Genomic DNA, 22,391 nt, shown 5'->3' with positions numbered 1-22,391 from the left:
TTTACTTACGAAAAAATGTTTCTATCGCAAGATAAAAGCCAAAAGACTAGGTTAAATTGGGGTGTTGGAAATGGATTTGACATATAGATTTGATGATTTGCAAATGCGATTTCAAATTTTCTTGATAGGTGCATTATATTCGGCTTTCTTTATTATTTTGTATGAATCAAAGAACACGATATAAGTGAGCTGATCACTCTCAACGTTGAATGAAAAACCTTAAATTTTATCGTTAAAACAGCTTTATTTTTGATCGTTTTTTGTGCAGTTATATATTTTAAAGAAATATTTCATATGTAAAATCAGCATAAGGCTAATTTCTAAACCAATGGGAGACTTTAATGGCTAGTCAATTTATTAGTAAAGATAATAGCCATATATTTCAGCTCATTAGTCAAGGAGATAACCTGCGAATTGTTCTAGAGGCAATTACTGCGTGGTTAGAGTCACAGATTCAAGATGCTATTGTTTCGATCATGCTTTACGATAAATCAAATGGTGTATTAAATTTGGTTTGTGGTCATGAACACTTTTCTCCTGAATATCTAGAAATGCTAAAAGAATTTCCTGTTCAAGCGCAAAGTGGTGCATGTGGTACAGCAGCTTTTCATAAAGATCTGGTTATTTCTGAAAATTTAATCACTGATCCTAAATGGAAAGCTCTACGGGATATTCTTCTAACAGAAAAACTGACTTCATGTTGGTCAATGCCTGTCATCAGTACAGATGGAGACTTGTATGGAACTTTTGCAACTTACTATAGAACAGTTAGAAAGCCTTCAAATATTGAAATTAACTTATTGGAACGTGCTGCCCATTTAGTTTCTCTGGCAATTGATATTGATCGTGAAAGAGAGCAAAAATTACTGATTAATGAAAAATATAGCTCATTTTTTAAATATCAGCCAGATGCGGTATTTGAAGTAAATCTTGAAGGCTACATCGTTTCTGCAAATGTAGCTTTCGAGAAAATAACGGGTTTTTTAGGAAATGAGATTAAAGGGCAATATTATTTTAATTTTGTACCAGAAACTTCGCTAGAGACGGTAAAAACTGCTTTTGAACATAGTTTAAAAGGAGAATCGCAGCATTACGAATTACAAGCCTACCATGCTTCAGGAGAGTTATTGTGGCTTGAGATAACTAACTTGCCAATCAAGCATAATAAAAGAATTGTTGGTATTTTAGTGATTGCAAAAGATATTACCGCTAAAAATCGCTATCAAGAACGGATAAGACTTTTAGAAAGAGCAATACAAAATAGTACACATGGCGTAGTTATTGCTCATGCAGATGCAGATATGCCGATTGTGTATGTTAACGCCGCATTTTTAGCAATGACAGGTTATACAGAATCCGAAATTGTAGGGAGAAATTGGCGTTTCCTAAAAGGGCCAGATACAGATGCCAACACACTTAAAAAAATAAAAAATGCTTTGATCACTAAAACTCAATTACAAGTCAAAATTAAAAATTATCGCAAAGATGGTAGCTGGTTTTGGAATCAGTTGACATTAGCTCCTATTTTAGATGATTTGGGACATTGCACACACTTTCTTGGAATACAGCAGGATGTGACGAAAGAGTGGGTAAATGAAGAATATATTGAATATCAAAAAACGCATGATTATTTGACAGGATTATTTAATCGTCGTGCTTTTGATGAATACTTAGAAAAAACGCTAAAAAATATACAACCCCTAAAAGATTTGTATTTGCTTTATATCGATCTAGATGATTTTAGTCCGCTCAATGAGACCTTGGGTCATATCGTTGGTGATAAATTATTGCAAGCTGTTGCAACTCGAATGAAAAATTTCATTCGAGATAAAGACATGCTGAGTCGAATCTCTGGTGATGAGTTCGCGATTATTCTTTTAGATTTTAAAACTCCTGATCATGTGGCCGAATTTGCGGAAAGATTACTGAAAAATCTATCTACACCTTTTCAAATAGATGGTCATAAAATTCATATTACTGCCAGCATAGGGATTGCTAAAAACTGTAGCCAGATTTATCAGGGTATTCACTTAATCCAGCATGCGATTCTCTCGATGCAAGAAGCAAAAAAACAGGGGCGTAATACATGGAGTTGGTATCAGGAAAAATATAATGATCTTCCTAAAATAGATTATATAAATTTACGTTTAGACCTATCTGAAGCTTTAGAAAAATCTCAGCTCAATGTGTTTTATCAGCCATTAGTCCAGCCTAAAACGGGGGAAGTTGCTTCCTTAGAAGCTCTTATTCGCTGGATTCACCCAGAAAAAGGCTTTATTCCACCAGATGTTTTTATCCCTTTGGCTGAGAGGACAGGGCACATTGTTTCAATCGGTCGTTGGGTTTTACAGCAAGCATGTCACGATATTTTTAAGTTAAATAAAAATCGGGAACGGCCTTTGAGTGTATCTGTCAATATTTCACCATTAGAGTTCCATCGAACGAATTTTTTAAATGATTTAGAAGAAATTTTAAATGTGAGCCAATTTCCACCTCAATTATTAAAATTAGAAGTGACAGAGGGAATGTTGATTACGGATGTGCAAAAATCGATTGAAATCTTACATGCGATACGTGCTTTAGGTATCAAGGTTTCTCTTGATGATTTTGGTACAGGTTATTCAAGCTTAAGTTATTTGCGCCGTCTACCTGTTGATCAAATAAAGCTGGATAAAAGCTTTTTTGAAAATTTCCCTATAGATCAACAAGACACGGCTATTGTTAAGTTGATTATTGAAATAGCTCATCAGCTCAATTTGGAGGTTGTTGCTGAAGGCATTGAAATTTATGAACAGGTTAAATTCCTAACTGAATATGAATGTGACATGATTCAAGGCTATTTTTATTCAAAACCTGTTCCTATAAACCAGTTGAAATTATAATTTAAGCCATGAATATTCAATTAAAATCTAAACTGTATGAAATAAGCACTTATGAGGGATGTTGAATAGAATTTTATAATTAGTTTTAGATTTTTAGAAGTATTTGAATGGATGAGTGATTATCCATATAGCTTTAAAAATAATGAATAGTTTTAAATTATCCTGATAACTATTTTATGTGTTCATTTAAACTTGAAAAGGATTTTTCTAGCTAAGAAAAAATAATAAAACAAAAAGCAGGGTGAGAAGAATATTAAAATGTAGGGAAGGGTGTTCAGTAAATTTGTTATCATGTTGCATCACATGATACAAATTAACTAAATTTTAACGATTAAAATACGAGTTTAAATAATAACTCTGTAATTTAATTTAAATAACTGATTTAATTCAGTGTAAAAACTACGACCATCCAAATTTAAATCGACTTCAATTCCAGATTCAAGTAATACTCTTTTGCCGACTTCAATTGATTTAAATCCAGTGCGTGTACTTTGTGTTTTGTTTAAAGGAACGAGTGATACTAAAATTTCTGTACCATTTATAGATTTTGCAATAATGTTATGATTTTGATTCAATGTTACACCAAGTGTTATTGTATTTATTCCATTATGGAATAAATATTAAGATATTTTAGATTTTTTGAAATAAAAAAGTACGATGTACGTACTTTTTTATTTGATTAAATATTATTATAGAGCAACAATATTTACAGCATTTGGGCCTTTTTGACCTTGAGCGATGCTGAATGATACTTGTTGACCTTCAAATAAAGTCTTGAAACCTGAATTAGCGATTTCGCTAAAATGAGCAAATACGTCTGGACCAGATTCTTGTTGAATGAAACCAAAACCTTTAGTTTCGTTAAACCACTTTACTGTACCAGTTACTGTATTAGAATTAGACATAATATACCTATGAGTTTTAAGAGTTTTAAGCCATTTCGAAATTTAAATGACTATTTCTAACTTTGAAAAATAATAAGGATTGAGCTTAAGATCTTAAAAAAACGGAGGATTATGACTAAAACTACGATACTTAAAGAAGATTTACTAAACAATACTTTTTTTCTAGTTAGACTAACTATACATGAAATAAAACTATATTCAAGCTTTTTTATATGCGCTATTTGTTTTTCTTATTAAATGGTTTTAAAAACAATAATCTTTAGATTGAATTATCAGAATTAAATCTAACTTTTTAGCCAATTGAAAAATATATTTCCTGATTTATTACACCAATGCTATTGAACATATTTTTATAAAATATTGGCTTTAACCTGAGATGTTTATTTGCTCAAGTGAATTTTATGTGAACATGTCTCATGAAATCTATGTGTGAATTAGGCATTTTTATCCATTTTTCTTTATGGCAAAAATATAAAAAAGTATAAATCATGAGGAAATAGAATCCGTATAACAGTCCACAGAACTCTTGAGCCGAACAGTTTATTTGTTTTGAAGTTAGATCGGCATCTTCTTATTGCCAATATTTGACATTTTATGTCCTAAATTAATTTTTTGGTTTAAATCTATCCATTATTTTTTTAAAAGTGAAGTGTTGTCAGAACTGAAATTTGGCTGGGTCATTGAATCTATTTTTTATGTCACGAACATCAGGAAATTTTAAAGATTAATCTGAAATTTAGTGCAATATTCTGAACAGCCTAGAGTAGACATGATAGTATTTAGCCTATGAAAAACGGACTAAAACTTGATTCCATGTCTATTTTTACCAAAGAAATTTCTGCACTAAAACTCAACCAATTTAAACAGCATGAAAAACGCTGGGTTGGTGGGCTACTTGGTTCAGCGGGTGCGCTATTATTTAAAGAAATTGCTGAACAATTTCCGCATTTATTTGTACTGATTGCACGCAACAATCAGCATTTGGCACAGTTAGAAAGTGAACTTGAGTTTTATGGGCTAAAACCAACTATTTTCCCAGATTGGGAAATTTTGCCTTATGATCGGTTATCTCCACATCAAGATATTGTCTCGGAACGACTGGCTATTTTAGCCAATATGCCACAGCAAGGCATTTTACTGGTTTCAGCATCGACCTTTGCCCAGCGCGTTGCACCTGTGTCTTGGGTACTCGGTGCGCATTTTGATTTAAAAGTTGGTCAAAAATTTGATCTAGAACAACAAAAAAAGCGTTTGATTCAAGCAGGTTATCAACTTGTTGACACCGTGTATGATCATGGTGAATTTGCGGTACGCGGCAGCATTGTCGATGTTTATGCTTCAGGTCAGGAAGCACCGATCCGCATTGATTTATTTGATGACGAAATTGACACGTTAAAATATTTTGACCCTGAAACCCAGCGTACCACGCAAACCATTCAGCAATTCCGTATTTTACCCGCTAAAGAATTTCCACTTAAAGAAGCTCGCGCGCTGTTTCGTGAACGTTATGCGGAAAGTTTTCCAACTGCAAACCCAAAGAAAAACCCAATTTATCAGGATGCGTTAGAAGGAATCGCATCTTCTGGTTTGGAGTTTTATCTGCCTTTATTCTTTGAAAAAACGGCGATGCAACAGGAAAGTATGCTCAGCAGTTACTTTCCTGAACAGACTATTGTGATTAATACCGATGATCTCGATGAAGGGCTGACCCAGTTCTGGCAAGATGTGTATCGGCGTTATGAAGACCGCCGTCATAATGTTGATCAGCCATTGTTGCCTCCAGAGGATTTATTTTTAAAGCCACAGCAGGTTCTGGAGCAGGTCAATCAGTTTCGCCGTATTGTGGTTTCAGTTGATCCGATTGCTGAAAAGGCAGGGGCAATCAATCTTGCCACTGATGCACTGCCAAAACTGCCTGTGGATGCCAAGTTAGAACGACCATTTATTCACGTTAAGCAGTATGTCGACGCGGTGAGTTATCCTGTGTTATTGGTTGCAGAAAGTGCTGGGCGCCGTGAAACCTTAAAAGATGCCTTGCGTTCAAGCTTTGGTGATATTCCACAAGTTGATTCGTTTCAGCAGTTTTTAAAAGAACAATATTCGATTGCAATTACCAATGCGCCTTTAGATCGTGGATTGGTGATTCATGATCATCTCGCGGTGATTTCTGAAAATCAGTTGTATGAACATCGGGTTGTACAGCGTCGCCGCAAGCGTCAGCAGGAAATTTCTGAAGAGTTTCTGGTTCGCAGTTTAACCGAGCTGAGCATTGGCGCACCTGTGGTTCACATTGATCATGGGGTGGGGCGTTATGCGGGCTTGGTCAATTTAACTATTGATAATCAGGAACATGAATTTTTACAGCTTGATTATGCAGATGGTGCGAAAATCTATGTGCCTGTATCGAACCTGAATCTGATTAGCCGTTATAGTGGAGGTGACCCAGATTTAGCACCTTTACATAAACTGGGTAATGATGCATGGAATAAAGCCAAACGTAAGGCGCTGGAACAAATTCATGATGTCGCTGCTGAGCTTTTACATATTCAGGCGCGCCGCCAATCCAAGCCAGGTTTTGGTTTTGAGCTAGATCAGGGCATGTATATGCAGTTTGCCAGTGGTTTCGCCTATGAAGAAACTCTGGATCAGGCCAATGCCATTGAAGCTACGTTATATGATATGCAACAAGCCAAACCGATGGATCGTTTGGTTTGTGGCGATGTGGGTTTTGGCAAAACCGAAGTGGCAATGCGTGCAGCGTTTGTCGCCGTACAGAACTCGAAACAGGTTGCGGTACTTGTACCCACCACACTGCTAGCGCAGCAGCATTATGAATCATTTAAAGACCGTTTTGCTGACTGGCCGATTCGAATCGAAGTGTTATCGCGGTTTGGTTCAAGTAAAACTCATCAAAAAGTCATTGAAGATCTCGCAGAAGGCAAGGTTGATATTGTGATTGGTACGCACAAAATCTTGCAGGAAAATATCCAGTTCAAAGATCTGGGTTTAATGATTGTCGATGAAGAACACCGCTTTGGGGTGCGGGATAAAGAGCGGATTAAAGCTTTGCGTGCCGATGTGGACATGCTGACACTGACTGCCACGCCAATTCCACGAACCTTAAATATGTCATTTAGTGGCATGCGTGATTTATCGATTATCGCGACGCCACCTGCACGCCGTTTAGCCGTGAAAACTTTTGTACAAGAACAGACTGATGCCACGATTAAAGAAGCGATTTTGCGTGAATTGCTGCGTGGCGGGCAAGTGTATTTCTTGCACAATGAAGTCGATACCATTGAGCGTACAGCGGAAAATCTTCGCCATTTAGTGCCTGAAGCGCGGGTTGCAGTCGCGCATGGACAAATGCGTGAGCGCGAACTGGAACAAGTCATGCAGCAGTTCTACCATAAAGAATACAATGTCCTGGTGTGTTCAACTATTGTGGAAACGGGCATTGATGTGCCTAACGCCAACACCATGATTATTGAGCGTGCCGATAAGCTCGGACTGGCTCAGTTGCATCAGCTTCGTGGTCGTGTGGGTCGATCACATCATCAAGCCTATGCCTACCTCATGGTTCCTTCGATTAAAGGTTTGAAGGGTGATGCAGAGAAACGTCTGGATGCTATTCAACGTGCTTCAACTTTGGGTGCAGGTTTTATGTTGGCAACCGAAGATCTGGAGATTCGTGGTGCAGGTGAGCTACTGGGTGAAAAACAAAGTGGGTCAATGCAAGCGATTGGTTTTAGTCTGTATATGGAAATGCTGGAAAAAGCCACCAAAGCCATTCAGCAAGGTCGAACACCAAACTTTGATGCACCGCTAAGTTTGACTGCGGAAATCAACTTGCATATGCCTGCACTCATTCCTGATGATTATTTGGGCGATGTGCATCAGCGGTTACTGTTTTACAAACGCATCAGCAATACCAATAGTCAGGAAAAACTCGACAATATCCGTATGGAGTTGATTGACCGTTTTGGGATTTTACCTGTCGCTGTGAAACAGTTGTTTAGCGTGCATGAAATCCGAATTCAGGCGGAGCAACTGGGTATTGTTAAAATTGATATAAATAGCAATGGCGGTTATGTTGAGTTTTCACCTGATACGCCTGTACAAGCCATTAGTATTATTCAGATGATGCAGCGTCAGCCAACGTATTTTCGTATGGATGGCGGACAGCGCCTGAAAATAATGGTGATGCTGGAAGACTATGAAAAACGTATTCGTTTTATGCACGATGTCTTGGCACAACTGATTCGGGAATTACCTGCAAGCTAGTTTTTTCGTGGCTCGAATATATCGCCTAATCGCGTATATTCGAGCGATAAAGCACAATCCGTTCATATTCATGTCAGGATGGATATGTTAGTATAAAACCACTTTTCGTTATTTTTACCATTTATAAAGATATGTTTAGTTTACATCCGCAACTTGCGCAAGATACTTTTTTGGTTGGTGATTTTCCATTATCAACTTGTCGTTTAATGAACGATATGCAATTTCCTTGGTTAATTTTGGTTCCTCGTGTACCAGGAATTACCGAACTGTATGAACTCAGCCAAGCCGATCAGGAACAGTTCCTGCGCGAGTCAAGCTGGTTATCGAGTCAGCTATCACGTGTATTCCGCGCCGATAAAATGAATGTGGCAGCATTGGGTAACATGGTACCGCAACTACATTTTCATCATATTGTACGTTATCAAAATGATGTTGCTTGGCCAAAACCTGTTTGGGGTTTACCTGCAGTGCCATATAGCAACGATGTATTGGCACATATGCGTCAGACATTAATGCTGGCACTACGTGGTCAGGGTGAAATGCCATTTGACTGGCGAATGGACTAATTTCATTTATCCACATAATGTTGCTTAGAGGTGGGGCAAAGGTGCCATTTGAGCGGAATGTAAATAATAAGTTTGTGCTGGAAAGTGTGTATAGATTCATTGCTTATCTCATGCTTTCGTTTGGTGTGTTACTCTACTATTTTCCGATGCCTCTACAATTTCAGCATTATGTGGTTAGCATTTTTTCAGCAGCTGTTTTTGTTGCAATACTTTGTATATTTACACTTACAAAACATAAATTTACGCGCCACCAAATTAAACAAATTGTTTTTGTTCTGGACTCGTGTGTCATAGCGGTAGCTTTATCGGCGGTACATTTATCTTTCGTTTTTAGTGGCTTAATACTCGCATCGTTTTGGTATTTATCAACTTCATTCAATAAAATTTCTTTTGTTGGCTACAGTCTTGGCTTTCTATGTGCTGTCATGACTTTTTATGTCAGTGCTTTTTTATTTTTTGGATTTGAAAATTATTTTGAAGATGCCAGTATTTATTTGACTATTTATAGTTTTATCTGTTTTTGTGCCTGCTTTGGCGTAACCAATTATTTTAATAAGAAAGCATTAAAAAACCTGATAACAACCAAAGATTATTATCAGGAACAGATGAACCGTTATATTCAGTTTTCCAATCAGCTCAGTCGTTATGCGCCGTTGCAGTTATGGCAATCAATTATGCGTGGTGATACTCAAGCGAAAATTGATTATAAGCGTAAAAAAATGACCGTGTTTTTTTCAGACGTGATTGGTTTTACTCAATTGGCTGAAAAACTGATTCCAGATGATCTGGCATTTGTCTTAAATGACTACCTGAGTCATATGGCTGAAATTGCCAAGCGTTATGAGGGCACCTTAGATAAGTTTATTGGCGATGGTATGCTGATTTTCTTTGGTGATCCACAATCGCGAGGTGTAGAGCAAGATGCCAAACATTGTATAGAAATGGCAATTACCATGCGTCAGCAAATGCATGTACTGCGTGAACGCTGGCTAAAAATGGGCTTTCCTGAGTTGCACATTCGTATGGGGGTGAGTACTGGTTATTGCCACGTTGGAAATTACGGCTCAGACTATCGAATGTCATATACGCTGATTGGTCATGATGTCAACTTGGCAGCACGTTTACAGGCAGCAGCACATCCAGACGAAATTTTGATTGCTGATGAAACTTATCGTTTAGTCAAAGATGAATTTGTTTGCGTTCCGAAAGAACTGATGCAGCTTAAAGGGTTGAGTGAGCCAATAAAAACTTGGCAAGTTATTGATAAATACACAGGAATTCGTTCCGATCTACAGCAATGGTTTGACTATGAATACAAAGGCTTTCATCTGTTGTTAAATCTGGATGAAGTGCAGCACTATGAATATCAGCAGTTGCTTGATGTCTTGGAACAAATGAAAGAGCGTATTCAAACCCAGCATGACTTGACGACAGAGCAGGGAATTGCGCGTTTAGATACGCGTGATGAAGTGCAAGATTCGGGCTCAAAGCTCGGTGGCTTTGAGTCCGATAAAGCCTAAGGCTTAGTGATTTTCTGATGCATGGTTGATGGTGTATTTTGGAATTTCAACTTCCAAATCCTCATTTTCCACCTTCACCTGACAAGACAAGCGTGAATCAGGCTCTAAACCCCATGCACGATCAAGCAAGTCAGCTTCAACATCATTCATCTCTTCCAGACTGTCAAACCCGCGACGAACAATTACATGGCAAGTGGTGCATGCACAAGACATGTCACAAGCATGTTCAATCTTGATACCATTTTTGAGTAAGCTTTCACATAAATTACTGTGATTTTCGACTTCAAACTCTGCACCTTCAGGGCAAATCTGAGCATGCGGAAGAACTTTAATACGTGGCATATCTTTACCTATTCAGAAGTTGAGTTTGACCAGTCATCTAGTTTAGTGCCTTTGAGGGCATGGTCAATGTGTCGGTTCATACGTAACGCAGCAAAAGCATCACTGTGAACTTTAAGCTGGTTGACAGCTTGCTCAATGGCTTGGAGATCCTGACCTTGCAACTGGTCAGCAAGTTTTTGCTGAGCTTGCTGCAACTCACTGAGCTGGGTGTCATTGAGTAAATTGGCATCTGTTTTCAGTGCTTGAGTCAGCGCTTCAAGTTCACGTTGCGCTTCAACTTTGGTTTCTTGCAAGTGACGAAGCTGTTTATCTTCTTCGGCATGTTGGAAACCTTCAAGGAGTAAGCGTTCCATATCGGTATCGGATAAACCGTAAGACGGTTTAATATCAATATGTGCTTCGACGCCTGATGTAGTTTCACGTGCAGATACAGCCAAAAGACCATCAGCATCAACTTGGAAGGTCACTTCAATACGTGCCTGACCTGCGGTCATTGGCGGAATACCACGCAGCACAAATCGACCTAAAGAACGGCAGTGCTCAACCAGATCTCGCTCACCTTGTACCACATGAATCAACATGGCACTTTGACCATCTTGATAGGTCGTAAATTCTTGACGACGCGCTACAGGAATGGCGGTATTACGTGAAATCAGACGCTCAACCAGTCCACCCATGGTTTCTAGACCTAAAGACAGGGGGGTAACATCAAGCAGTAATGAACCATCTTGGCTATTGCCAACCAATTGATTCGCAGTAATTGCTGCGCCAATTGCTACCACTTCATCTGGGTTGATGGTACATAAAGGCTCTTGCTGGAAAACTTCCGCAACCACGTTTTGTACGGCATATGAACGTGTTGAGCCACCAACGAGCACGACATTCTGAATATCGCTGAGCTCAAGTTTGGCATCACGTAGTACACGTTTGCAGACAGTAATGGTACGCTCAAGTGCTACCTGAATAATTGATTCAAATGTTGGGCGATTTAAAGTGATGACTTGGTCAAGCAAGTGCAGTTGAACTTGTGCTTGCTCAGAAAGCTGTTCTTTGGCTTTACGTGCTGTCACCATAAAGTGGGCATGTTCAGCATCGTCAAGCTCATCGAGATTAAGCTGTTTTTTTGCCCATTTTACGATTAAACGGTCAAGATCATCACCGCCGAGTGCAGTATGTCCACCTGTGGCAAGAACTTCAAACACGCCTTGCGAGAAGCGCAAAATCGACACGTCAAATGTACCACCGCCGAGGTCATAAATGACATAGTTACGGTCAGTAGATAAATTGGTTTCCTGGTCTAAACCATAGGCAACCGCTGCGGCTGTAGGTTCATTGAGGAGACGTAAAACATTTAAGCCTGCAAGCTGAGCGGCATCACGCGTTGCTTGACGTTGTGCTTCATCAAAATATGCAGGCACAGTAATCACAGCGCCTGTAATAGGCTGCTGAATACTGTCTTCGGCACGGAGTTTGAGTTGCTTTAAAATATCAGCAGAAATTTCAACAGGTGTTTTTGGTCCAGCATTGGTTTGGAATGCAGGCATTTCATTGTCTGCGCCAACCAGTTCGTACGGATGTTGAAATTTGATATCTGCTTTAGACCGACCCATAAACCGTTTGACTGAAACAATGGTGTTTTTAGGATCGCGAGTAACAAATGGTTTGGCTTCCTCGCCATAAGCATTTTGTTCTTTTGCATAATGCACAATCGATGGCAATAACACCCGACCATGTTCATCTTGTAAAACTTTAGCTTGGCCTGAGCGTACAGTGGCAACCAAAGAGTGCGTTGTGCCTAAATCAATACCAATCGCAACACGGTGTTCGTGAGGCGCACTTGACTGACCAGGTTCAGCAATTTGCAAGAGAGCCATCTGTTAAAATCCTTGAATATAAAAATTAAAAATCATCATCCAGATCATACTGTTCATCATCAAGTAACTGATCTTCAGCTTTATCAATGTCATTCATGACGCGCTGGAAGAAACGTAACTTGCGTACAGTATCGCGTGCTTCACCCCAGTCTTCATCATCATAATCGATTTTAAATTCACGAACTAAACCGTCAATCCATTGATTTACTTCATCTTTTAAAGAGTGGAGCTGTTCTGGATTTTGTGCTTCATCGAGTTGTTCACGAATTTCAAGTGCTGATTGTAAAAATTCAAAATCATGAATCGATTGATCAAGACCATGATCTTGTTTTTTAAGCGAGAGCAAATAAGCAGCGCGGCTGTCGACATGAGACAGAACTTTATAGGCTTGATTAATTGCACTCGATTTGATGAGTGCTTGATCTTTATCTTGTGCTTTATCAGGGTGATATTGTTGTTGCAATTTTAAAAAGCTATTTTTTAAAGCTGCTAAATCAATATCGAGCGCTACAGGTAATTCGAACAACTCAAAATGATTCATGGGGGATAATTTCCACGAGGTAAATGTCAATAAAACAGTGAATTATACACTGTTTTATTGAAAATGAAGGGGAATGGGAGAATTAAACAGTGAAAGACTCACCGCAACCACATTCACCTTTTTTGTTTGGGTTATTAAATTCAAAGCCTTCGTTTAGACCATTTTTAACATAGTCCATTTCTAATCCTTCGAGATAAACCAAGCTCTTTGGATCAACAAAAACTTTTACGCCAAACTGTTCAAAAATTTGATCATGTATATCGATTTCATCTACAAATTCGAGTACATACGCTAAACCTGAGCAGCCTGAAGTTTTCACCCCAACGCGAATGCCTTCACCCTTACCTCGATTTTTCAGGTAATTGCTAATATGAGTGGCTGCATTTTCAGTTAAATGGATCATGAAAACTCCGTGAATTTATCTTACCAAACAATTATGCATTTGATTTTTTACTACGATAATCTTCAATCGCAGCTTTGATCGCGTCTTCTGCCAATACCGAACAGTGAATCTTTACAGGTGGTAAAGCAAGTTCTGTTGCAATATCAATATTTTTGATCGCTTGCGCTTCATCAAGTGTTTTACCTTTTAACCATTCGGTTACCAGTGAACTTGATGCAATTGCTGAGCCGCAACCATAAGTTTTGAAGCGTGCTTCTTCAATTACACCTTCATCGTTCACTTGGATTTGTAAGCGCATTACGTCGCCACATGCAGGTGCACCGACCATACCTGTACCTACGTTGGTTGCATTTTTGTCAAGTACGCCAACGTTACGTGGGTTTTCATAATGGTCAATGACTTTATCGCTATATGCCATGGTCTTTCTCCGAACCTAGGGGGTCAGCCTGAGTATCCTTAATTTAATATGGGGGTAAAAACATTAATCGCAAGGATTAATGTTCTGCCCATTCAACTGTTGAAAGGTCGATGCCTTCTTTGTACATATCCCAAAGCGGTGAAAGCTCACGAAGTTTTTCTACAGCAGCTTGAGTAATGCTAATTACGTGATCAATATCGGCTTCAGTCGTGTATTTACCAAAACTGAAACGGATTGAGCTATGTGCAAGTTCGTCAGACAAACCTAGTGCACGTAACACGTAAGATGGTTCTAGTGTTGCAGAAGTACATGCAGAACCGCTTGAAACAGCAACATCTTTAAGTGCCATCATTAAAGATTCACCTTCAACAAAGTTAAAGCTGACGTTTAAATAGTTGGCAACATTGTATGTTGGGTGACCGTTTAGGAAAACTTGTTCTAGACTTTGCAAGCCATTCCATAATTTGTCACGCAGTACACGTAAGCGAGCTTGTTCTGCTTGAAGGTTTTTACCTGCAAGTTCAAATGCTTCACCCATACCTATGATTTGATGGGTTGCCAGTGTACCAGAACGCATACCACGTTCATGGCCGCCACCGTGCATTTGTGCTTTTAGGCGAACACGTGGGCTACGACGCACATAGAGCGCACCAATCCCTTTAGGACCATAAATCTTGTGACCAGAGAAACTCATCAGGTCAACTTTCATTTGACTCAGGTCAATTTCAATCTTGCCTGCAGCTTGAGCAGCATCAACATGCAAGAAAGTTTTGTTGGCACGAGTCAATTCACCAATTGCAGCAATATCTGTTACCGTACCAATTTCATTGTTCACCATCATGAGGGACACTAAAATCGTATCTGGACGAAGTTCAGCAGCCACCATTTCAGGTGTAATCAAGCCTGTTTGTGGTTGTGGTTCAATATAGGTAATTTCAAAGCCTTCTGCTTCAAGCTCACGACACGTATCTAAAACCGCTTTATGTTCGATTTTACTGGTAATGATATGTTTGCCTTTAGATGCGTAGAACTGAGCAACGCCTTTAAGAGCAAGGTTATCTGATTCGGTTGCACCAGAAGTCCATACAATCTCACGTGGATCAGCTTTAACAAGATTCGCAACTTGCTCACGTGCATACTCTACTTTTTCTTCTGCTTGCCACCCGTAAGCGTGTGAGCGCGATGCTGGGTTACCGAAGGTACCATCAAAGGTTAAGCATTCCATCATGCGTTCAGCAACTTGTGGGTCAACTGGAGTTGTTGCTGCGTAGTCAAGATAAATAGGACGTTTCATGTTAAATACCTGTAACCGATAATAGGTCTGACTCATAAGGTGCTGTGTTTTGGCGAATCGCGACAGTTTGAACGTTGTCACGTGAAATGAGGTCAGCCAAAGAAATTTTTGCTAAATAATCGGCGATATGGTGAGAAAGATCTTGCCATAAGTCGTGAGTTAAGCACATTGCGCCATTTTGACAATTACCTTTATGGTCACAACGTGTTGCATCTACTGTTTCATTGACAGCTTCAATAATTTCTAAAATCGTAATTTCATTTGCGCTTCTTGCTAAATGGTAACCACCATTTGCACCACGAACGCTAGAAACTAAACCATGACGTTTAAGCTTAGCAAATAACTGCTCGAGATAAGCGACTGAAATTGTTTGGCGTGCTGCAATTTCTGCAAGTGTGATCGTTTGTTCAGGTGGCTGCAAAGCTAAATCGAGTAGAGCAGTCACTGCGTAGCGACCGCGAGTGGTTAAACGCATAATTCGATACACATGTTTAGACTAGATGTCTAAATTTTATGAATCCTGACTAAAATAGTCAAGTTTTTTTGATAGGAATAAGATAGACGGGATTTAAACGGGTTAAATGACTGTTTTAACCAGCCCAACTATTATATAGCAAAGTACATAAAAGTATGACAATTACCGTAATAAAAAAACTATTTAAGCGATGTTGCTTTTTTTCTATATGGCGTAGACGGTTTTTATACTGTTTAACTTCAACTTGTAAGCTATTGATTTTAGAACGTTGATATTCAATTTTCTCTAAAAGCGGGGCAATACGTTTCTTTGAGGCAACAACTTCGCTGTCAGGTTCTGAACGAAATAACCATTTTTTCCAGTCAGAAGCGAGTTTTGGAAGTGCGAGTTGGGTGAGTAAATCTCGGAACGGGTCTTTAAGGCTGTCATGCCCATACATGCGAATTCCACGCACACTTTTTTTATGACCTAAGACTAAAGTTTGGACATAACTAAAGACAGTGCCACTAATTTCAAGGTCCACAGGTGAGTCAGGGGCTTGGATGTCGAACAAAATTCCTTTACGAGTAAAGCGCACATAAAAGTCAACATAGGGAATATAACAATTCACTTTGACGGTGAGCTGTTGGTCTATGAATTCTTTTGCATGTAATTGCACTACATCGTCATGTTTAAAAATGAAGCTGTAAAAAGTTTCTAGTGCAATCATGCCAAAGTTCAACAATAACTTGGGCTGTTCTTGTGTTTGTTGAGATTCACTCATAAAGTCAAAATTCCTCAATGAAAATCTGAAGATTTCATTGATTGTCCTCGAACGATGAAATGGTCGAAAAAATGAAGTAGTTTTGTAGAACAGTTTGGAGAAATGTTCAAGTCATATCTTTGTTATTATAGCGTGATTATGCACAAATCAGTTGCTGATATACAAAGAGAGGGGGAGCTGCATGAGTAAAAGCACAATAAAACAGCAAAATGAATCTGACGATATGACAGTTGAACCACAAGTGAAAAAAAATAAGCAGAATCAAAAAACTGCTTTGGATTTTCGCAAATATACCCAGCAAATTTGGTTGGCAGGATTAGGCGCATTTTCACGTGCTGAAGAAGAGGGCAATAAATTCTTTGACTCACTGGTCAAAGTGGGAGAAGAACTTGAAGCCAAGACTTTGGATTTTGCAGATCAGACTGTGACTAAAGTGACAGATAAAGCTTTAGAATCGGTTTATGAAACCAAAGACAAAGTCGAAAAAATACTGGATCAGAGTGTTAACACCTCACTGAATCGCTTGGGATTGGCATCCAGTAAAGACATTCAGCATCTGGAACAATTGATTCTATCGCTGCACAGTAAAGTTGACACGTTAATTGAAGAAAATCAGGCATTGCGACAGCAGCTTTCACAAAGCTCTCAATAAATGTGCATTTTCATGGTTTTTTGCAGGGAAAATCTTATAAAAGCATTTGATGAGTATTGCCTTTTCACCTCAAGCATTGCTATAAAGGCGGTATGGTTATATACGAAAGCCTTGGATCTTTAACAACCAAATTAAGAGGACGTAATCTTCATGAATAAATCAGAATTAATTGATGCGATTGCTACAAAAGGGGGATTGTCTAAAACTGATGCAGGAAAAGCATTGGATGCGACTATTGCTTCTATCTCTGAAGCGTTAAAAGCGGGTGACACAGTAACTTTAGTGGGCTTTGGTACATTTAGCGTGAAAGAGCGCAGTGCGCGTACAGGTCGCAATCCAAAAACTGGTGCAGAATTGCACATTGAAGCCAGCAAAGTACCTAGCTTTAAAGCAGGTAAAGGCTTGAAAGACGCTGTTGCATAAGATAAGACAGCCAATTAAGCGCGCCTAAAGGCGCGTTTTTTATTGAATTGGCGAAATAAACAAGGCAAATCCGTTCATTCATTTATAGATTTCAGTTAAAATCGCACACAAATAAAATATTGGAATACTTATGGAATCGTTTCGTAAACTGATCAAAGGTTGGTTGGGCATCGCATTGCTGGTGTTATTCCTGACTCCTTTAGCGTTAGTAGGTATTGAAGGATATTTTAGTGGATCGAAAAAAACCGATGTAGCTAAAACAGTAAATGGTCAAGACATTACCAATAAAGATCTTGATGATTTGGTGAAAGCTTATCAACAGCAATATTTGCAATATGTTCAAGGTGATGCATCTTTACTCAATATGGATGCGATTCGTAATAATGCACTAGATACCCTAATTGCTCGTCAGTTATTGCTTCAACAAGCACAGAAAATGGGCTTGAATCTGAGCGATGCGCAGTTTGTTGCAATGTTATCACAAGTACCTGAATTTCAAGTGAATGGTAAATTCAGCGATCAGGCTTTTGGTAATTATTTGCGTAGCAGTGGCATGACCAAAGAAATGTTAATTGCAAATTTGCGTAAAGATCAGGCATTAAAAATGCTTTCAGGAACGATTTCTAATTATACATTACTCGACAAAAACGATATTCAGCGCTTGGCAGCAATCCAAACTGAGCAGCGTGAGATTTATTTGGCAAGTGTCAAACTTGATGAGTATAAAAAAGGTTTAACTGCAAGTAGTCAGGAAATTGCAGACTATTACAACAAGCATAAAAGCAGTTTTAAACAAAATGCGAGTGTTGATGTTGACTATGTTGTGTTAACACCAGCCATGATGAATACATCGACTGCTGCACCAACAGATGCAGAAATTCAGCAGGCATATAGCAAATATGTAGCGACTCAAAAGAAAAATGTGGCAAAAGACGTTCGCCATATTTTAATTAGTCATGATAATCGTGGTGATGCTGCTGCATTGAAACTTGCAAATGATATTGAAGCAAAAATTAAAGCGGGTATGTCATTTGCAGATGCTGCAAAACAGTATTCTGAAGATCCGACATCAAAAGATAAAGGTGGTTTGCTGGATGGTTATAAAGCAGGTACGTTAGGCTCAAAAGAGTTTGATGGCGCTGTGGCTACTCTGGCGGATAATCAGGTTTCACAACCAGTAAAAACAACTTTTGGTTATCACATTATTGAAGTGAAAACACCAAATGCGAAAATTGCATCGCTTGAAGCAGTGAAATTACAATTGGTTGCAGATATTGAGAAAAGCAAAAAAGCCAATGCGTTTAGTGATGCTGTCAATAAATTAAATGACACTGTCATTAGCAATGATGCTTTAGATGTTGTGACCCAACAAATCAAAACTGCCAAAGTACAATCTGCAAAAGCAGTAACGGTCTGGACGAAAGATCCATACTTAAGTGATACAACAGTTAAAACTAAACTCTTTAATGATGATGTGAAAAATGGTGATCGTAATGCATCGAGTAGCATTCAGTTGGCAAATGGTAGTGTAGTTTGGGTTAAAGTTCGCAACTATCATGCTGCTGGTACACAATCTTTAGCTCAGGCGACTGCTGCGATTCGTGCAAAAGTGCTTGATCAAAAAGCAGAGGCGGTCGCTAAACAACGCTTGGCAGCAGCATTCAATGGTTTTAAAACTCAGCCTGCTGCTCAAGTAGTGGCTCAGTCATCAAGCATTAAATTTGAGAAAGCCGGAATCTTCCCACGCCAAGGCCTGAAGAAAGAAGTGTCTAACATTGCATTCACTTTGCCAGCGCCAAAACAAGGGATGTGGTCAGTTGGAACAACAACTTTACCAAATGAGATGATTGTGATTGCTGTGTCTAAGGTTGTACCAATGGATGCAAAAGCGATTAGTGCAGAACAAATGCAGCAATTGCAAAACTGGTATCAGCAAAGTCGCAGTGAGCAGGAGCTTGCAGATTATGTTGAATATCTGAAATCAAAAGCCAAGATCAAATAAAATAAAAAAAAGCGCTTCGGCGCTTTTTTTATGCAGATAAATTTTATAAACAATTGGCTGGTTTGGGAACACCAGCAAGACGACTCAGATGGCGAGCGACCAGACCTGTATTGAATTGTTGTTGTAGTACAGCATTATTAATTTCAGGGCTGACACTTTTCATTAAATATTTGATCAGAGGGCGAGTGGCGGGTGAATGCCCAAATTGCTGATAAAATTGGCGAACTGCATGTAAAATTTCAAAATGCCATGCAGTGAGTTGAATGTCTAGACTGTTTGCAAGCTCTTGAGCAATATCCTCATTCCAGATTCGATAATCTAGCAAATGACCATCTTGGTCGAGTTCTAAAGTCATGTCTCTCTCAATTATTTCAAACTGATGCAGCGGGTATGTTGCAATAATAGATTGGAAAATTCTGAATAATCAATGATGTTTAAAGGGAGAGATTTTACTTCGGGCAAAACATCGGTATCTGCTTTGAGAATATAGAGTGTATAAGACTCTAAAGCAGGTTCAGCATACAGTAAAATGGATTCTGCCATGAGGACAATCTGATCTTGCGGAGTGGCCATTTGTTGTAGCTGTGTGAGTAATGACGCCGCTTTACTGTAATCGCCCTGAATTAAAAAAAGTGTTGAATTTGACATGATATTTACCAGTAAAGCACGTGTTCAAAATTTTGTAGAAATTCTGGATTGAGTTCAATAAACTCAATTTCATGTTCACTTTGTTCGACAAAAGCATTTTGCTGTTGCTGGCGTTCCACATAAATTGGCGTGAGGTCGTAAAACTCGAAACTATCTACCATGTTTGAACCGAGTTTGAAGGCATGTGTCGACGAGTTAAAAGCCAGATCGTTTTTGAGGAGGCTTAATGCAGCATCTTTCAGCAAGACTTTAACCTCACAGCCAAATGTTGCCAGTACCATGGTTGCAGACAAGCTTTCATTGCTTTGCGCTTGCATTAGATTGGCTTGAGTTAAAATAACAAGAACAGTTTTCACAGAACTACCTTTTAAAAACAACAAAACACACGTGCAAAGCTTTTAGAATTGAACTAAACGGGTGGTATTTTGAACAGCATCGGCGAATTCTCCCAAACCAACCAGTTCAAAGCCAGATGCGAGGTTAAATTGTGTTAATTGATGGCGTTCGGCATTTTCTTGATCGGTAATGCCCCTAGCCAGCGCCGCACTGACACAAACAGGTAAACGAATACCGAGTTTTTGCCATTCCTGAGTAAGTTGGCGTTGATCATCAGGACACCAGTTCAGGGAGTTTGCTACCATAACTCCATCCTGATAGAAAAAAACCCGAAAACTCTGGTTTTTAGCTTGGAGTGCTTGCACTGTACCTAGTGCATGCCAAGCCAAAACAGAATGTGGAGAAGCGGTGACAAGAATTAGGGTGCTCATAACAAATCACTTTACAAAGAATATGGCTATGCACTCGCGTGGACTTGTAATGGTAAGCCATGAAAAATGAACAATAGGTAATTATACAATGATTTTAGATAACAAATAAACGAATATGACACTTCAAGCCAAATTAATTTAAAAATTAAATAATAAAAACAATATCTTATATAATTTCCTGTTTACTTCCTATCAATTTTAAGCAGTTTTAAAAACCGCAAAATATGATAATTTTCCTCATTTCACCGATTTTTTCGGTACTATAAGAATAAATCTGCACCAAATCTGCACCAAGAAATGAAGATACCAAAACCAATCCAGCGCGGGTCAAGTTGGCGTATTACTGTGACCCATGACAAGCAAAGATATTCAGTTACCAGGGATACTGCAAAAGAATGTGAGCAATGGGCTGCTTTAAAGCTACTTGAATTAAAAACAGGTAAAGCAGAACTTGAGAAGGGTATTAAACCCGCTTTTCCTTTCCGCCAGTTATGCGAGAAGTATTACCAAGAACATGGTCGTCACACACGTTCAAGTAGAACAATTAAGGTTAAAATTGCCAACCTAGATCGTATAGCGCCTGATATTGCTGACAAATCTATTCACGATTTCAAGCCAAATGATATCGTAATGTGGCGAAATAAGCGAAAAAAAGAAGTCAAGATCGGAACGCTGAGAAATGAGCATGCCATCTTTTCAGCAATCTTCACTTATGCAATGAAAGAGCTATTTTTGCTTGAGTCAAATGTTTGGCACACAGTACCAATGCCAAGTAAAGAGAAGCCACGAAATCAGCGCATCACCCAAGAACAGCAAGATGCCCTACTTGAAGCACTGGAATGGGATGGGGTAACAACGCCTATCACGTCAAAACAATATGTCGCTTGGGCATTCTTATTTGCACTCGAAACAGCTATGCGTCAGGGCGAAATATTGAGTATGCGCAAGCAAGACATAAAGGAAACCTTTGTTCACTTGCCGATGACCAAAAACGGTGAGAGTAGAAACGTGCCGTTGTCCAAAGAGGCAAAGCGCCTTTTATCATTGTTACCATCTGATTCGGATCAACTTGTTCCACTCGATAAGAATGTTGCCTCTACAGCTTGGATTCGTGCAAAGACCAAAGCCAATCTAACGGAGATCAACTTCCATGATTCACGGCATGAAGCAATCACTCGTATGGTAAAGGTTCGGAAATTGCCAGTTGAAGTTTTAGCGAAGATAACAGGGCATAAGACTATCGGGATTTTGATTAATACTTATTACAATCCAGATGCACATGATTTAGTAGAAATGTTCAATGGCAGTGAGAGCTAATTCGCTCTCGGTCTGCCTCTTTTTGATTTTTGAATTAGAAGATCATGGGCTAGGCGAGGGTTATATAAACCCTTGCCAATGGTGCCTTGATTAATACTGACCAACTTATCACGGATCGTATTAACCGAAAGATTATAAGTAACTGCAAGCTGTGAGGCTGTAACCAATTCTTGAGATACTTCTTTCAACTCTTTGACGATACCACCACCAATATTTTGTCCAAGCATAATTGAAGGCGGTGTGTCAGATTCAAGAATAACAGCGTATTTAAATACTCCCATCATCACACCTCACTTCATTCCACAATATTGACAA

23 protein-coding genes are annotated in these 22,391 nt (G+C 38.9%); 8 read left to right on the top strand and 15 right to left on the bottom strand.

Translation table 11 applies throughout. The features are described 5' to 3' along the window. The first annotated feature begins 341 nt into the window (after positions 1–341). Positions 342–2,882 (top strand): bifunctional diguanylate cyclase/phosphodiesterase, encoded by a 2,541-nt coding sequence (locus P255_RS07305; protein ID WP_004900880.1) that lies wholly within the window; start codon positions 342–344, stop codon positions 2,880–2,882. A 344-nt stretch (positions 2,883–3,226) separates the two neighbouring features. Here P255_RS07305 and P255_RS07300 read toward each other — a convergent pair whose 3' ends face one another. Both P255_RS07300 and P255_RS07295 read right to left on the bottom strand, forming a co-directional pair. Beyond that, positions 3,227–3,457, bottom strand: coding sequence for a hypothetical protein (locus tag P255_RS07300; RefSeq protein WP_035365100.1), 231 nt, complete (start codon positions 3,455–3,457; stop codon positions 3,227–3,229). Between the two features lie 114 nt (positions 3,458–3,571). After that, entirely contained in the window at positions 3,572–3,787 is a 216-nt protein-coding gene (locus tag P255_RS07295) for a cold-shock protein (RefSeq protein WP_004900881.1), read from the bottom strand. 819 nt (positions 3,788–4,606) lie between these two features. Between P255_RS07295 and mfd the strand changes: the two genes are divergently transcribed. The 3 genes from mfd to P255_RS07280 all read left to right on the top strand — a co-directional run bounded on the left by mfd (position 4,607) and on the right by P255_RS07280 (position 10,157). Then, positions 4,607–8,071: a transcription-repair coupling factor gene (gene mfd / locus P255_RS07290; protein WP_035365319.1), complete on the top strand. Its 3,465-nt coding sequence runs from the start codon at positions 4,607–4,609 to the stop codon at positions 8,069–8,071. Between the two features lie 131 nt (positions 8,072–8,202). Continuing rightward, entirely contained in the window at positions 8,203–8,637 is a 435-nt protein-coding gene (locus tag P255_RS07285; protein ID WP_004751830.1) for an HIT domain-containing protein, read from the top strand. Positions 8,638–8,678: 41 nt separating this feature from the next. Continuing rightward, positions 8,679–10,157, top strand: coding sequence for an adenylate/guanylate cyclase domain-containing protein (locus tag P255_RS07280; protein WP_004900888.1), 1,479 nt, complete (start codon positions 8,679–8,681; stop codon positions 10,155–10,157). Between the two features lie 3 nt (positions 10,158–10,160). Here P255_RS07280 and fdx read toward each other — a convergent pair whose 3' ends face one another. From fdx to P255_RS07240, 8 genes are all read right to left on the bottom strand, one after another. Next, positions 10,161–10,499: an ISC system 2Fe-2S type ferredoxin gene (fdx, locus tag P255_RS07275; protein ID WP_004900890.1), complete on the bottom strand. Its 339-nt coding sequence runs from the start codon at positions 10,497–10,499 to the stop codon at positions 10,161–10,163. 8 nt (positions 10,500–10,507) lie between these two features. Beyond that, positions 10,508–12,373 carry a Fe-S protein assembly chaperone HscA gene (gene hscA, locus P255_RS07270; RefSeq protein ID WP_004900892.1) on the bottom strand — a complete coding sequence of 622 codons (1,866 nt, stop codon included), beginning with the start codon at positions 12,371–12,373 and terminating at the stop codon, positions 10,508–10,510. 25 nt (positions 12,374–12,398) lie between these two features. Next, positions 12,399–12,914: a Fe-S protein assembly co-chaperone HscB gene (hscB, locus tag P255_RS07265; protein ID WP_004900894.1), complete on the bottom strand. Its 516-nt coding sequence runs from the start codon at positions 12,912–12,914 to the stop codon at positions 12,399–12,401. Positions 12,915–12,996: 82 nt separating this feature from the next. Then, positions 12,997–13,317 (bottom strand): iron-sulfur cluster assembly protein IscA, encoded by a 321-nt coding sequence (iscA, locus tag P255_RS07260; RefSeq protein ID WP_004900896.1) that lies wholly within the window; start codon positions 13,315–13,317, stop codon positions 12,997–12,999. 31 nt (positions 13,318–13,348) lie between these two features. Next, the gene (gene iscU, locus P255_RS07255; RefSeq protein ID WP_004751839.1) at positions 13,349–13,735 is read right to left on the bottom strand and encodes a Fe-S cluster assembly scaffold IscU; all 387 of its coding nucleotides are present in this window, start codon (positions 13,733–13,735) and stop codon (positions 13,349–13,351) included. A gap of 76 nt (positions 13,736–13,811) precedes the next feature. Then, a complete protein-coding gene (locus P255_RS07250; protein ID WP_004900899.1) occupies positions 13,812–15,029 on the bottom strand; it encodes an IscS subfamily cysteine desulfurase in 1,218 nt (405 codons plus the stop codon). Between the two features lies 1 nt (position 15,030). Next, positions 15,031–15,504 carry an Rrf2 family transcriptional regulator gene (locus P255_RS07245; RefSeq protein ID WP_004900902.1) on the bottom strand — a complete coding sequence of 158 codons (474 nt, stop codon included), beginning with the start codon at positions 15,502–15,504 and terminating at the stop codon, positions 15,031–15,033. 115 nt (positions 15,505–15,619) lie between these two features. Further along, positions 15,620–16,267 carry a hypothetical protein gene (locus tag P255_RS07240; protein ID WP_004900904.1) on the bottom strand — a complete coding sequence of 216 codons (648 nt, stop codon included), beginning with the start codon at positions 16,265–16,267 and terminating at the stop codon, positions 15,620–15,622. A 223-nt stretch (positions 16,268–16,490) separates the two neighbouring features. Between P255_RS07240 and P255_RS07235 the strand changes: the two genes are divergently transcribed. The 3 genes from P255_RS07235 to P255_RS07225 all read left to right on the top strand — a co-directional run bounded on the left by P255_RS07235 (position 16,491) and on the right by P255_RS07225 (position 19,344). Then, positions 16,491–16,919: a phasin family protein gene (locus P255_RS07235; RefSeq protein ID WP_228127530.1), complete on the top strand. Its 429-nt coding sequence runs from the start codon at positions 16,491–16,493 to the stop codon at positions 16,917–16,919. Between the two features lie 150 nt (positions 16,920–17,069). Beyond that, entirely contained in the window at positions 17,070–17,342 is a 273-nt protein-coding gene (locus P255_RS07230) for an HU family DNA-binding protein (protein WP_004751847.1), read from the top strand. Between the two features lie 130 nt (positions 17,343–17,472). Then, positions 17,473–19,344: a SurA N-terminal domain-containing protein gene (locus P255_RS07225; RefSeq protein WP_004900911.1), complete on the top strand. Its 1,872-nt coding sequence runs from the start codon at positions 17,473–17,475 to the stop codon at positions 19,342–19,344. A 43-nt stretch (positions 19,345–19,387) separates the two neighbouring features. Here P255_RS07225 and P255_RS07220 read toward each other — a convergent pair whose 3' ends face one another. From P255_RS07220 to tusD, 4 genes are read right to left on the bottom strand one after another with little or no spacing between them, the layout of a single operon-like run. After that, the gene (locus tag P255_RS07220) at positions 19,388–19,699 is read right to left on the bottom strand and encodes a TusE/DsrC/DsvC family sulfur relay protein (RefSeq protein WP_004900913.1); all 312 of its coding nucleotides are present in this window, start codon (positions 19,697–19,699) and stop codon (positions 19,388–19,390) included. A gap of 11 nt (positions 19,700–19,710) precedes the next feature. Next, complete coding sequence (locus P255_RS07215; RefSeq protein ID WP_004900917.1) at positions 19,711–19,992, bottom strand: hypothetical protein; 282 nt, start codon at positions 19,990–19,992, stop codon at positions 19,711–19,713. Between the two features lie 5 nt (positions 19,993–19,997). Then, positions 19,998–20,348, bottom strand: a complete 351-nt coding sequence (locus P255_RS07210; protein WP_004900920.1) for a hypothetical protein — start codon at positions 20,346–20,348, stop codon at positions 19,998–20,000. Positions 20,349–20,390: 42 nt separating this feature from the next. Then, positions 20,391–20,759, bottom strand: a complete 369-nt coding sequence (tusD, locus tag P255_RS07205; protein WP_004900922.1) for a sulfurtransferase complex subunit TusD — start codon at positions 20,757–20,759, stop codon at positions 20,391–20,393. Positions 20,760–21,056: 297 nt separating this feature from the next. Between tusD and P255_RS07200 the strand changes: the two genes are divergently transcribed. Further along, positions 21,057–22,076 carry a tyrosine-type recombinase/integrase gene (locus tag P255_RS07200; RefSeq protein WP_004900924.1) on the top strand — a complete coding sequence of 340 codons (1,020 nt, stop codon included), beginning with the start codon at positions 21,057–21,059 and terminating at the stop codon, positions 22,074–22,076. Here P255_RS07200 and P255_RS07195 read toward each other — a convergent pair. Further along, positions 22,073–22,357 (bottom strand): hypothetical protein, encoded by a 285-nt coding sequence (locus P255_RS07195; protein WP_004900925.1) that lies wholly within the window; start codon positions 22,355–22,357, stop codon positions 22,073–22,075. The two genes, P255_RS07200 and P255_RS07195, sit on opposite strands and share 4 nt — an antisense overlap. Between the last annotated feature and the right edge of the window lie 34 nt (positions 22,358–22,391).

Source organism: Acinetobacter brisouii CIP 110357 (genome assembly GCF_000488275.1).
Taxonomy (GTDB): Bacteria; Pseudomonadota; Gammaproteobacteria; order Pseudomonadales; family Moraxellaceae; genus Acinetobacter; species Acinetobacter brisouii.
Note: the sequence above shows the minus strand (reverse complement) of the source record. Positions and strands in the feature narration are given on the sequence as shown.

Excerpts from the sequence above, each read along its gene's own strand:
- fdx (WP_004900890.1), bottom strand. The coding sequence starts at position 10,499 with ATGCCACGTATTAAAGTTCTTCCGCATGCTCAGATTTGCCCTGAAGGT.
- hscA (WP_004900892.1), bottom strand. The coding sequence starts at position 12,373 with ATGGCTCTCTTGCAAATTGCTGAACCTGGTCAGTCAAGTGCGCCTCAC.
- iscU (WP_004751839.1), bottom strand. The coding sequence starts at position 13,735 with ATGGCATATAGCGATAAAGTCATTGACCATTATGAAAACCCACGTAAC.
- P255_RS07230 (WP_004751847.1), top strand. The coding sequence starts at position 17,070 with ATGAATAAATCAGAATTAATTGATGCGATTGCTACAAAAGGGGGATTG.
- hscB (WP_004900894.1), bottom strand. The coding sequence starts at position 12,914 with ATGAATCATTTTGAGTTGTTCGAATTACCTGTAGCGCTCGATATTGAT.
- P255_RS07225 (WP_004900911.1), top strand. The coding sequence starts at position 17,473 with ATGGAATCGTTTCGTAAACTGATCAAAGGTTGGTTGGGCATCGCATTG.
- tusD (WP_004900922.1), bottom strand. The coding sequence starts at position 20,759 with ATGAGCACCCTAATTCTTGTCACCGCTTCTCCACATTCTGTTTTGGCT.
- P255_RS07305 (WP_004900880.1), top strand. The coding sequence starts at position 342 with ATGGCTAGTCAATTTATTAGTAAAGATAATAGCCATATATTTCAGCTC.
- P255_RS07200 (WP_004900924.1), top strand. The coding sequence starts at position 21,057 with ATGAAGATACCAAAACCAATCCAGCGCGGGTCAAGTTGGCGTATTACT.
- P255_RS07295 (WP_004900881.1), bottom strand. The coding sequence starts at position 3,787 with ATGTCTAATTCTAATACAGTAACTGGTACAGTAAAGTGGTTTAACGAA.
- P255_RS07250 (WP_004900899.1), bottom strand. The coding sequence starts at position 15,029 with ATGAAACGTCCTATTTATCTTGACTACGCAGCAACAACTCCAGTTGAC.
- iscA (WP_004900896.1), bottom strand. The coding sequence starts at position 13,317 with ATGATCCATTTAACTGAAAATGCAGCCACTCATATTAGCAATTACCTG.
- P255_RS07195 (WP_004900925.1), bottom strand. The coding sequence starts at position 22,357 with ATGGGAGTATTTAAATACGCTGTTATTCTTGAATCTGACACACCGCCT.
- P255_RS07220 (WP_004900913.1), bottom strand. The coding sequence starts at position 19,699 with ATGACTTTAGAACTCGACCAAGATGGTCATTTGCTAGATTATCGAATC.
- P255_RS07245 (WP_004900902.1), bottom strand. The coding sequence starts at position 15,504 with ATGCGTTTAACCACTCGCGGTCGCTACGCAGTGACTGCTCTACTCGAT.
- P255_RS07285 (WP_004751830.1), top strand. The coding sequence starts at position 8,203 with ATGTTTAGTTTACATCCGCAACTTGCGCAAGATACTTTTTTGGTTGGT.
- P255_RS07240 (WP_004900904.1), bottom strand. The coding sequence starts at position 16,267 with ATGAGTGAATCTCAACAAACACAAGAACAGCCCAAGTTATTGTTGAAC.
- P255_RS07235 (WP_228127530.1), top strand. The coding sequence starts at position 16,491 with ATGACAGTTGAACCACAAGTGAAAAAAAATAAGCAGAATCAAAAAACT.
- P255_RS07215 (WP_004900917.1), bottom strand. The coding sequence starts at position 19,992 with ATGTCAAATTCAACACTTTTTTTAATTCAGGGCGATTACAGTAAAGCG.